The 11,855-nt window shown below is 30.4% G+C and carries 14 protein-coding genes; 5 read left to right on the forward strand and 9 right to left on the reverse strand.

Going from position 1 to position 11,855, the window contains the following annotated elements:
- Window positions 1-242: 242 nt before the first annotated feature.
- Entirely contained in the window at window positions 243-704 is a 462-nt protein-coding gene (locus RDK80_RS16465; protein WP_308524896.1) for a hypothetical protein, read from the reverse strand.
- Between the two features lie 661 nt (window positions 705-1,365).
- On the opposite strand from RDK80_RS16465, the gene RDK80_RS16470 reads away from it, so the two are divergent.
- The 3 genes from RDK80_RS16470 to RDK80_RS16480 are packed head-to-tail and all read left to right on the forward strand — an operon-like array spanning window position 1,366 to window position 2,378.
- Complete coding sequence (locus RDK80_RS16470; protein WP_308524897.1) at window positions 1,366-1,752, forward strand: helix-turn-helix domain-containing protein; 387 nt, start codon at window positions 1,366-1,368, stop codon at window positions 1,750-1,752.
- A 31-nt stretch (window positions 1,753-1,783) separates the two neighbouring features.
- On the forward strand, window positions 1,784-2,125 hold the full coding sequence (locus tag RDK80_RS16475; protein ID WP_308524898.1) for a hypothetical protein: 342 nt from the start codon (window positions 1,784-1,786) through the stop codon (window positions 2,123-2,125).
- A 28-nt stretch (window positions 2,126-2,153) separates the two neighbouring features.
- A complete protein-coding gene (locus tag RDK80_RS16480) occupies window positions 2,154-2,378 on the forward strand; it encodes a hypothetical protein (RefSeq protein WP_308524899.1) in 225 nt (74 codons plus the stop codon).
- A 40-nt stretch (window positions 2,379-2,418) separates the two neighbouring features.
- On the opposite strand, the gene spoIVA is transcribed toward RDK80_RS16480, so the two are convergent.
- The 6 genes from spoIVA to glyA form a co-directional block, all read right to left on the reverse strand.
- Window positions 2,419-3,897, reverse strand: a complete 1,479-nt coding sequence (gene spoIVA / locus RDK80_RS16485) for a stage IV sporulation protein A (protein WP_094900005.1) — start codon at window positions 3,895-3,897, stop codon at window positions 2,419-2,421.
- 115 nt (window positions 3,898-4,012) lie between these two features.
- Window positions 4,013-5,041 (reverse strand): NAD(P)H-dependent glycerol-3-phosphate dehydrogenase, encoded by a 1,029-nt coding sequence (locus RDK80_RS16490; RefSeq protein WP_308524900.1) that lies wholly within the window; start codon window positions 5,039-5,041, stop codon window positions 4,013-4,015.
- 13 nt (window positions 5,042-5,054) lie between these two features.
- Window positions 5,055-5,648 (reverse strand): glycerol-3-phosphate 1-O-acyltransferase PlsY, encoded by a 594-nt coding sequence (gene plsY / locus RDK80_RS16495; protein WP_094900004.1) that lies wholly within the window; start codon window positions 5,646-5,648, stop codon window positions 5,055-5,057.
- On the reverse strand, window positions 5,648-6,967 hold the full coding sequence (der, locus tag RDK80_RS16500) for a ribosome biogenesis GTPase Der (protein WP_094900003.1): 1,320 nt from the start codon (window positions 6,965-6,967) through the stop codon (window positions 5,648-5,650). The genes plsY and der overlap by 1 nt, the downstream gene beginning before the upstream one ends.
- Before the next feature lie 11 nt (window positions 6,968-6,978).
- Window positions 6,979-8,307, reverse strand: coding sequence for a DUF512 domain-containing protein (locus RDK80_RS16505; protein WP_308524901.1), 1,329 nt, complete (start codon window positions 8,305-8,307; stop codon window positions 6,979-6,981).
- Between the two features lie 105 nt (window positions 8,308-8,412).
- Complete coding sequence (gene glyA / locus RDK80_RS16510; RefSeq protein ID WP_308524902.1) at window positions 8,413-9,642, reverse strand: serine hydroxymethyltransferase; 1,230 nt, start codon at window positions 9,640-9,642, stop codon at window positions 8,413-8,415.
- 158 nt (window positions 9,643-9,800) lie between these two features.
- Here glyA and RDK80_RS16515 point away from each other — a divergent pair, with 158 nt between their 5' ends.
- Window positions 9,801-10,589, forward strand: coding sequence for a threonine/serine exporter family protein (locus RDK80_RS16515; protein WP_308524903.1), 789 nt, complete (start codon window positions 9,801-9,803; stop codon window positions 10,587-10,589).
- 1 nt (window position 10,590) lies between these two features.
- Window positions 10,591-11,028: a threonine/serine exporter family protein gene (locus RDK80_RS16520; protein ID WP_094904025.1), complete on the forward strand. Its 438-nt coding sequence runs from the start codon at window positions 10,591-10,593 to the stop codon at window positions 11,026-11,028.
- A gap of 2 nt (window positions 11,029-11,030) precedes the next feature.
- Here the strand turns inward: RDK80_RS16520 and RDK80_RS16525 are convergent, their stop codons facing one another.
- Window positions 11,031-11,291 (reverse strand): metal-sensitive transcriptional regulator, encoded by a 261-nt coding sequence (locus RDK80_RS16525; RefSeq protein WP_235601411.1) that lies wholly within the window; start codon window positions 11,289-11,291, stop codon window positions 11,031-11,033.
- 17 nt (window positions 11,292-11,308) lie between these two features.
- Window positions 11,309-11,731, reverse strand: coding sequence for a SoxR reducing system RseC family protein (locus tag RDK80_RS16530; protein WP_094904023.1), 423 nt, complete (start codon window positions 11,729-11,731; stop codon window positions 11,309-11,311).
- Between the last annotated feature and the right edge of the window lie 124 nt (window positions 11,732-11,855).

Here is an 11,855-nt window from a genome sequence, read left to right on the forward strand (position 1 = left end):
TAGAGCAATTCTATGAAGATATTGTACTATTTTTTCATATTTAGTTTACAGAGCCTTTAACTATGTTAATATCTTTTTAAATACAAAAATAAGCGGATAGATTTCTCCATCAGCTTAATTATTTTTATATTTACTTATTCTTAGAGGATAATTTTACAGCATATTTTGATTTTATAGACTAAGTATTTTCAGTTATAATGAACTTGTATTTGAGATATAATCTCATGTTACTATAATATCATCTACTTTGACTCAAAAGGTATCATATTCGTATCATTCTCTCCATATATTCCTACTACTAATTTATTTATAGCTTTTTTTCTTATTCTTTTGCTATGAACTTCGCTATATTTGACTAAATGGGCTACTTGCCACCATTGCAGTCCTTCTATATATCTTTTTTCTATTACTAGTCTTTCTACTTCATTCAGTCCCTCCATTGCCCTATCTATAGATTCTAATTTTTCGCTAATTCTTTCTATACTATGTCTTAAATAATCTATTTTCTCTAATATGGATAGCATTGTACTTTCTGTACTACTACTGATTTTAAATGTAGGGCTTATCTTTACTGAATCATAGTTTATTGCAGTTAACCCATCCTCTCTTTCTAAACGTTTTATTTCTTCTTTCATATTTTTTATACTTATCTCAGACATTTTATAATTATATAATAATTTTTCTACAGCTTTATATTTATCCATTGTTTTGTTCCCCCTTAGATTCGTTTTCTTATGATTTCTATAATTTTTTAATCTTCATAGCTAATCCATCCATATTGGTCATATGCTCCAAATTTCTATATAGACATATAATTGATAGCAGTTAGAAACTTTTTATTATTTATTTTCCTTTATTCTTTTTAATTTTAGTTAATATAATCTTCCTTTTTTAACTTCCTTATAATACTCCTCCTTTATTTCTAATTGTATTTCCGTCATTTTTTGATAAAAAATTAATATCTAATCCTAAGCATGAAACCAATTTAATCAAAATTTCTACATTAGACATATACTTCCATTTTCTGTATCAAAAAGATAGCTTCTTGGTATTGTTACGTTTTTTTGTTATTTGTAATTATATTTTCTCTTTCTCAATTCTTTTATCTCTTATTTCTTGTCCTATTGTTTTTTTATTATTCATTCCTCTCACCTCTTACTTAAATTGTATTGTATATCCGTCTTCGTGTAAAATATCAAATATCTTAATTTTGGGTATAAAAATTGAATTAAATTAGACTCCCATTGTATAACCGTCTCTTTTCTTAATTTACCTTGTATTTACGTCTTTTTGTGTATTGTATTTCCGTATTAATTTGGATATACTAAATATAGTCGGTTCTTACGACATTAGGAGGTTGGTAAAATGACTATAGGGGAAAATATCAAAAAATATAGAAAAGAGAAGGGTCTTACACAAAAAGAACTAGCTGAAAAAAGTAATCTTTCCCGTTCCTATTTAGCTGATTTAGAGAGAGATAGATATAATCCAAGCTTAGATTCTTTGAAACTAATTGCCAATAGTCTAGAGGTGGATGTAAGTATATTATTAGGTGAAAATAATTCTACAATAAAAATATTTAACACTTTAAAGGATGATAAAGAATTATTAGACTTCTGGAATATATTAAAAGAAAGAGAAGACTTACAACTGCTGTTTAAACAAACTAAGGATTTATCACCAAAAGGAATACAGCAGGTTATTAGAATAATAAAAGCTATTGAGGATGAAGAGGATAGAGAGAACGAATAAAATGTATAAGGCAACAAAGGGGGTACTGCAAATGAAAATAGATATATTAGATGAACCTTTACTTAGATCATTAATTGACGGAAATATTTCTTTTCATGAAGTAATGAATGCTTATGATATTAGAACATCTATAGCATTTAATTTAGAATGTAGTGTACTAGGATTTGTATATCTTAGCCGGAGAAAGAAATATCATCTTATTTTAAATGGAAATGTAAACTATGAAACTCAATGTAAAACTTTTGTACATGAAATAAAACACATTACACAAGATATGCCACAAATGGGATATATGATTGGGATTAATATGCAATATACATATTTTGAAAATGAAGCTGATATAATAGCAGAAAGAGTAATTAAATATATATAAAATCTAGATTTATTAGGGGGATAGTAAAATGTTAGGAAAGATATTAAAGATATTTGGATATTTTATTGTTATGATTTCTATAGTTGCCGCAGTATCAAGCATTATTAATAAAGATTTTGCATTACTTGTTTTTCAAATATTAGCTTTATTTGCAGGAATATTTTTAGTTTATGCATTAAAAGATACTAAGATATTTAAAAAATCAAATACCATAGAAATGGATTTATCTGAAGAAGATAAAAAGATCATTTAATAAACATGAAAAAAGGTAGAAAATCATTCTACCTTTTTTATTATATAATTATACAGATTAATCCTCCGCTTCCATCATTTATTATCCTTTCAAGAGCTCTTCTAAGTTTTTGCCTTGCATCTTCTGGCATTGTGCTAAGCTTTCCTTGAAGCTGTTCATTTACCAATTCATATAAGGATTTGCCAAATAAATTTGATTGCCAGATCTTTGAAGGCTCTTCTTCGAATTCTGATAACAAATATTGTATTAACTCTTCAGATTGTTTTTCTGTACCTATGAGCGGAGAAACTTCCGTTGCTATATCTGCCCTGAGTACATGAAAAGATGGTGCCTTTGCCTTTAATTTTACTCCAAAACGATTTCCCTGACGATAAATTTCAGGTTCTGCAAGCTCAAGCTCTTCTAAACTAGGGCTTACTAAACCATACCCAATATCTTTAGCCTCAATTAGTGCTTTTTCAATCTTATCATATTTCTTCTTCGTCTCTGCCAGCTTAGAAATTAAACCTAATAATTGATAGTCTCCTTCTATAGAATATCCTGTCATATCCTTTAATACACTATAGAATAATCCATCATCAATAACTATCTCAGAATGTACAATCCCCTCTCCTAATTTAATTTCAACTAATTTTACATTTTTTACAATATCTAATTCCTTTAGGGGATTCAAAAAGCTTGAAACTTCGTTTAGTTTTTGAAGACCTTCAATTGTTTCTTTTAATGAATTTAATATACTTGACTTTATCCAATGTTTCTTTGGTAATCCTTCTATCCATTTTGGAAGATTGATGGTAACCTCTTTCACAGGGAATTCAAATAATAATTTTTCAAAAATCTTTTCAATATCTTGAGCATCCATATTTAAGCAATCTACGACCACTACCGATACTCCATATTTACTTTGCAAACTTTCTCTAAGAGCAATTGTACTATCTAAGTTAGGATGCTTTGAATTTAAAATTATAACAAATGGTTTTCCTAATTCCTTTAATTCTGAAATTACCCTTTCTTCTGCTTTTATATAGTTAGATCTGTCTATATCAGTTATAGATCCATCTGTTGTTACAACTAATCCAATAGTAGAGTGATCTGTTATTACCTTTCTTGTACCTATCTCAGCTGCTTCTTCAAAAGGAATTTCTTTCTCATACCAAGGGGTAGTAACCATTCTAGGTATGAAATTTTCCTCATGACCTAAAGCTCCACTAACTAAGTATCCAACACAGTCTACCATTCTTACTTTAAAGTTCACATTTTCATTTAAAGTAAGCTCTACAGCTTCATTAGGTACAAATTTGGGTTCTGTAGTCATTATTGTTTTTCCTGACCCACTTAAAGGTAGTTCATCCTTGGCTCTTTCTTTTTTATGCTTATTGTCGATATTAGGCAAAACAAGTAGTTCCATAAACCTTTTTATAAAAGTAGATTTGCCTGTTCTAACTGGTCCGACAATGCCCGCATAAATATCTCCATCTGTTCGCTCTGCAATATCTTTGTATATATCAAATACCTCCACATCATTCCCCCCTTATGAATATAATTATTTAAATACAATACTTAACATTATATATATACGTCTAGTACTATGAAATATTACAAGCTAATGAAAAAAACCTGCTAAAAATAGCAGGTTACCATAAATTATTATTTTCTAATACTATATTTTCCATTTCATGCTTTCTATCTCTAATCATTAAATTAGAAACTGAGTTTTTAACATCCTTACCTTCATATATTACTCCATATATTTCTTCAGTAATAGGCATGTTAATATTATATTTCTTAGACAGTTCAAAAGTAGATTTTGCTGTCTTTATACCTTCTACAACCATTCCAATCTGTCTAATAGCATCATCTATTTTTATTCCTTGTCCAATTAATATACCAGCTCTTCTATTTCTACTATGCATACTTGTACAAGTTACAATTAAATCTCCTATACCTGCTAAACCTAAAAATGTGCTTGCTTGCGCACCCATTTTTTCACCAAGTCTAGCCATTTCAAATATACCTCTAGTCATAAGTGCCGCCTTAGTGTTATCCCCCCAGCCCAATCCATCTGATATTCCAGCTCCTAATGCAATTACATTTTTCAAAGCTCCGCCTAGTTCTACACCTATAACATCTGGATTTGTATATACTCTAAAACTAGGAGTAATGAATATATCCTGAACATATTCAGCAACTTCTTTGTCCTTAGAAGCAGAAACAACTGTAGTAGGCATATCTTTGGCGACCTCCTCAGCATGAGAAGGCCCAGAAAGTATAGTATATTTACTATTTGGTACTATTTCCTCAACTATCTGAGATATTCTAAGTAAAGTTTCATTCTCGATTCCCTTAGAAACATTTACTATTATTTGCTCCCTTTTAATATAAGGTTTTGAGTTCTCTAGGACCTCTCTAATTCCATGAGTTCCTACAGATAAAACTATTAAATCCTTTTTATAGTTAACTTCTTCTAAATCATTTGTTAATTTTAAATTTGATGGTAATATTGCATTAGGAAGATATTTTTGGTTAATTCTTGAATTATTCATTTCTTCAATTTGATTCTTATCTCTTAACCATATTTGAACATCATAGCCCTTGTTAGCCAATAAAATTCCTAGGGCAGTACCCCAACTACCGCCTCCTAATACTCCAATTTGTTCCGTCATTTATAACACCTGCCTATATATTATTTCCTAGCTTGTTCTCTTCTCCTCTACATAGTCTAAATATATTAGCCTTATGTCTATACACAGATAGTGCCGCAAGCACCCATGTAGTAATATATAAATACTTATTTACTGAATCTAAAGTTAATACCATAGCAACAGGTGCAGAAATAGAAGCTGCAATTGAACCCAGAGATACATATTTAGTAAATATTATTATACTAGCAGCTACTAATAAACATGCTAAGCCTGCTTTCCAATTAAGGATCAATAAAACTCCGAAAGATGTTGCCACCCCTTTTCCACCCTTAAATCCAAGGAATATAGGAAAATCGTGCCCTAAAACAACAAAAATTCCCGCTAAAAGGCTTCCGTTAAATCCAAACATAGATTTCCCTATTAGTACAGCTATTACCCCCTTTAATATGTCTAAAGCAAAAGTTAATGCTCCCACCTTTTTACCTAGAACGCGAAGTGCATTAGTGGCACCAGCATTTCCGCTTCCATAATTTCTTATATCAATATTTTTCGATATCTTTCCTAAAAAATAAGCTGATGAGAAACATCCTATTAGATAAGATAATAATATAGTTATAAGTATTTTCATTATTTTTCTCCCTTTTGTCTAAATTCAAATTGGATAGGTGTACCTACAAAGCCAAAATGATTTCTTATTTGATTTTCCAAATACCTTACATATGAAAAATGCATAAGTTCCTTATAATTTACAAATATTACAAACTTTGGAGGCCTTACAGAAACTTGTGTACCATAATAAATTTTTGCTCTCTTACCTTTGTCACTAGGAGGCTGATTCATTAATACGGCCTCATTTACTATATCATTTAATACACCTGTGCTAATCCTTAAATTATAATTATTATTTACTACATTTATTAACTCTAATAACTTATCTACCCTTTGCCCTGTCAATGCTGAAATAAAAATAATCGGTGCATATGTTATGAATCCTAAAACCCTTCTAATTTCCTTTTCGAACTCTAAATGAGTATTGCTATCTTTTTTAACTAAATCCCATTTGTTAATAGCTATAATAATAGCTTTTCCATTGTCATGAGCATATCCTGCTATCTTAGTATCTTGTTCTGTGACCCCTTCTGTTGCATCAATAACTAGTACACAAATATCTGATCTATCTACAGCAGTCAATGTCCTTATTACAGAATACCTTTCGACATCCTCATAAATACTTCTCTTACGCCTTAATCCTGCAGTGTCAATAAATACATATCTATTATCACCAAAGTTAAAATAAGTATCAATGGCATCTCTAGTTGTTCCTGGAATGTTGGTTACGATTACTCTTTCTTCTCCCAAGATATTATTGATTAAAGAAGATTTACCTACATTCGGTTTACCTATTAAAGCAACTCTTATTAAATCTTCATCATAATCAGTATCCTTATCTTCAGGAAAATGTTTCACAATCTCATCTAATAAATCTCCAATACCAAGACCTTGTTCTCCAGATATAATCATAGGTTCTCCAAGCCCTAATTCATAAAATTCATACACTTGATTTTTAAAATTGGGGGTATCAATTTTATTACAAGCTACTATTACATTTTTACCTGATTTTCTGAGCATATTTCCTATTTCTCTATCTGTAGAATTTAGCCCCTCTAATCCATCCACTACAAACAAAATAACATCAGCTGTGTCTATAGCCATTTCAGCTTGTCTTTTAATATTTTTCATAATTATCTCTTCATTTTCAGGCTCAAGTCCACCTGTATCTATTACTGTAAAATATTTTCCAAGCCACTCTCCTTCAGCATAAATCCTATCTCTAGTCACTCCTGGCGTATCTTCTGTTATTGCAATTCTTTTTCCCACCAATTTGTTAAATAAAGTTGACTTTCCTACATTTGGTCTCCCAACTATGCAAACAATTGCTCTATTCATTTATTCATCCCTCAATTCTTTATTATATCAATTAAATTTTTTCCCTCAACTTTAGATGAGATTACAGGAATATCTAATGCTTTAGATACTTCTTCAATAGTTAAGTTATCCAAAAAAATTTCCTCATCTCTCTTCATCATAGTTCTCGGAACAATGATCCCATCTACATTATCATATCCCTTTAATTGAGCAACTAAGTCCTGACCTGTTATTAGTCCAGATACAGTAATAGTCTCTCCAAAAAACTTATTAACTATTGGTATAACCATTAGTTCTAATCCATTAAATTTTTCAAGTATCTTATCTTTTATTCTATTCATAAAATCATATGCTAAAGTCCCAGTAGCCAAAATATATCTTTTCTTACTGTTAATTGTAGATTTTATTAGCCTAAGTTCCTTAATTACTTCATCTTCAAAGGATTTCATAAGTCCTACGCCATTTTCCAATTGAGGAAATCCTTCATATTCATCATGCTTAGGAAGTTCTCTCTTAGTAGATGCAAAAAACTCATCAGAAGCAAATACAAATCTGGTATCTAACTTTTCTAGAAAATATTCTTGTTTATCAGATATAAAATTCAATAAATCATTCGCTGATTCTTTAGTATATGGTTTTAATTCTTGAAGTTTTTCCCTATATTTAGTTATACCTACCGGTACTACAGCAACACTTTCAATAGTAGGATATAATTTAGATAAGTCGTATAAAGTTCTATCTAGTTCAGGACCATCATTTACTCCTGGTACTAATACTATTTGACAGTTAACTTCCAACTTAGCATCTTTAAATCTTTTTAATATTTCATATACATTTCCAGCATTTTTATTATTCAACATCTTTACCCTAAGCTCTGGATTAGTAGTATGAACACTTACATTTATTGGACTAAGTCTATAACTTATAATTCTATCTATCTCTTCATCACTCATGTTAGTCAAAGTAATGAAATTCCCTTGTAAAAAAGATAACCTTGAATCATCATCTTTAAAATATAAAGTTTCCCTCATATTAGGAGGCAATTGATCAATAAAGCAAAAGATGCACTTGTTTCTACAGGATTTAGCTTTATCTATTAAAGGATTAGTAAATACTAAACCTAAATCTTCATCAAAATCCTTTTCTATTTCAAATTCCCAAATATCTCCATCTTCCTTTTCTATGGCAACTACTATATAATCATCTGAAACCAAATATTTATAATCAATAATATCTCTAACAGGTATATCATTTATAGATAATAATATATCTCCTGGTTCTATTTCTAATTCTTCTGCTATACTGCCTTTTGCAACTTCCTCTATAATATTTTTGTCCTCATTAAAGTTTTTTAATTCCATTTTTGCACCTCAATTGATTTTAAGTATATGTTTATTATTCTAATACAGTATAGCTCATATGTAAAGATAAGCCTACAGAATTAATCTGTAGGCATTTCATTTCGCTTAGTATAATGGATATTTATCACATAATTTAGCTACTCTAGTTCTTATTTCATCTCTATCATTATTCTCATCTAAAGCCAATGTAATTATTTCCGCTATTTCCATCATATCTTCTTCTTTCATTCCACGTGTTGTCACAGCTGGTGTACCAATTCTTATTCCACTAGTTATGAATGGTGATTCTGGATCATTAGGAATAGTATTTTTGTTAGTTGCTATACCAATATCATCTAGAAGAGCTTCTGATTTTTTTCCTGTTAATCCCTTAGTCCTAACATCTATTAGTATTAAGTGATTATCTGTACCTCCTGAAACAAGTCTAAAACCATTTTTTAATAATCCTTCAGCTAAAGCTTTTGCATTATTAATTGTTTGCTGTTGATAAGCTTTAAAATCATCCTGTAAAGCTTCTCCAAATGCAACTGCCTTAGCAGCAATTATATGCATCAATGGTCCACCTTGAATTCCAGGGAAAATTGCTTTATCTATTGCCTTTGCATACTCTTCTTTACAAAGTATTGCTCCGCCACGTGGTCCTCTAAGTGTTTTATGAGTTGTAGTAGTTACAAAGTCAGCATAAGGAACTGGATTAGGATGAAGTCCTGCTGCAACTAAACCTGCTATATGAGCCATATCTACCATTAAATATGCTCCTATTTCATCTGCAATCTCTCTGAACTTAGCAAAATCAATTTGTCTTGGATATGCACTAGCACCAGCTACTATCATTCTTGGCTTTTCTCTCAAAGCAATTTCTCTAACTTCATCATAATCTATTGTCTCTGTTTCTTTATTTACTCCATAAGCTATAAAATTGAAGTAGGTACCTGAGATATTAACTGGACTACCATGAGTTAAGTGACCACCTTGTGATAAATTCATACCTAATACCTTATCACCAGGTTTTAATACTGCAAAATAAACTCCTAAATTAGCATTAGAACCGGAGTGTGGTTGTACATTGGCATGATCAGCTCCGAATATTTCCTTCATCCTGTCACGAGCCAAGTTTTCAACCTTATCCACTACTTCGCATCCACCATAATATCTTTTAGCTGGATATCCTTCTGCATATTTATTAGTTAAATAACTGCCTGCTGCTTCCATTACCTGCGGGGTTACAAAGTTTTCTGAAGCTATAAGTTCAATATGCTTTTTTTGCCTGTTTAATTCCATTTCAATAATATTCATTACTTCAGGATCATGCTTAGTTAAATTTGTAAAATCCATCTTCTTATACTCCCCTCATCTTTTATTTTTTGTAATTAATTATAAGCATATTATGCTATAATATAATATAATCAATCTCAAAGGTAAAAAAACCAGTCATTTACATTATATAGATTTTTTACTATTTTTACAAGAATATTAATCAAAGAGGTGAGAATATGGATAATTCTGAAATCTATAATAGAGAAGAAATCAAAAAATTATTAGTTTTGGCAACTTTGGCTGGCAGTATAATGCTTAAAAGTGGAGCTGAAATCTATCGAGTTGAAGATACTATAATTAGAATTTGCAAATCGAGAAAGGGAATTAAATATGTTGATGCTTATATAGTTCCAACAGGAATCTTTATATCCTTGGAGTATAAAGGCGAATTGATGTCTTACATTAAAAGAATTAAATCTATTTCTATAGATTTAAATAAAATTGCTATGGTAAATGAATTTTCTCGTGCCTTTGTTAATTCTCAGCAACCTCTGGATATTTGGCTTGAGGAATTAAAAAGAATAAATAAAGTAAATAGATATACAAAATTAACTAAAACTATCTTTGGGTCTTTAGCTGCAGCATTTTTTTGTGTTCTATTTGGCGGCTCAGTTCTAGACTTTATTGGATCTGCCATTGTAAGTTTTATTGCCTTGACTATTGTAAATCTAATATCAAAACTTGAACTTACTTTCTTTATAGATAATTTAATTGGTTCAGCTCTTGCAGCTTTACTTTCCCATATTTTAGTCCATATTGGAGTAGGTGAAAATATTGATAAGGTAATAATAGGTTCTATAATGTGTTTAGTTCCTGGAGTTGCAATTACAAACTCTATTAGAGATACTATGTCAGGCGATTTTGTATCTGGACTATCTAGAGGTGCAGAAGCTGTATTTTCTGCAATCGCAATAGCACTTGGTGTTGGAATCATTCTCAACTTTTATGCTAAGGGGGTATTTTAACTTGGATATAATCAAACAATTAGTATTATCATTTTTATCTACAATTGGATTTTCTGTATTATTTAGTTCTCCAAAGGAAACCTTAGGATACGCTGGTCTTAATGGTTCTATAGGCTGGACTTTATACTATATAACTACAAAAGTATTTCATAGTAATATAACAGGTACATTTTTTGGTGCTGTTACTGTAGGATTATTAGGTGAATTTTTGGCAAGATTACGCAAAAAGCCAGCAACCATATTTATCACCTCTGGAATAGTTCCATTGGTTCCTGGTGCTGGCATGTATTACACAATGCTTGCTATAATAGAAAATGATTTTACTATGGCTGCAACTAAAGGTGTAGAAACTTTCTTTATAGCAGCTGCCATAGCTGTAGGAATAATAATTTCTTCAGGTTTCTCTAGGTCAATAAGAAGAGTTAAACTAAAAGACTAGATTTACTTTGTATATTTTATCATTATATCTACCAATTTATCTAATGCCTCTTCTTCAGTTTCACCTTCTAAATAATGTTTTAAACAATTTTTCATGTAATTTTCAAGTATTAATCCACCTACACTGTTTAATGCTGCTCTTGCAGCAGCTACTTGGATTAATATATCTCCGCAAAACTTGTCTTCGTCAACCATCTTTTGTATACCTTTTATTTGTCCTTCAACTCTTCTTAACCTTTTGATAACAGCAGTTTTATCTCCCAACAGTCGCACCCCTTCATCTAAATAATTCTTGTCATTCTTATAATGTCTTCTTCCTTCTTTCCAATCTTTTTATCGATAGTTCTAACTATAAAATATCCTAAAGCCATAAATATTAAACCTATTAAGAAACTCAAAGGCTCATAATTAGATATTTCTAGGTTTTTGAAAGTCTTCATACCTATTAATATTCCTAAAATTAACATAGTAAAAGGAATCATATATACAACCATAGTATATTTCAATATATTTTTAGTTTCTCCTTTTATCTCAACAAGATCTCCTACTTTAGCATCTATATTATTTGGAAGGATAACAACATGATTTGGAGCATGACAGCTCCCACCACAGCTTTTACAGTTATCTCCACATGCTGAGATTCTCCTTACTTCTACTTCAACCTTTCCATTGGATACCTTTCTTACAAATCCAACTTGATCCATAGGTACACCTCCTAAAGCACAGTGTCATTTATTTTTTACTAGTTTGTAATATAATCTGTTAGTTATATTTATTATATCATAAACTATCAGTAAAGTGTTATCCAATCCAGTTCTTACTAATACT

Origin of the sequence: uncultured Tissierella sp. (genome assembly GCF_902479755.1) — a bacterium.
Lineage (GTDB): Bacteria > Bacillota > Clostridia > Tissierellales > Tissierellaceae > Tissierella > Tissierella carlieri.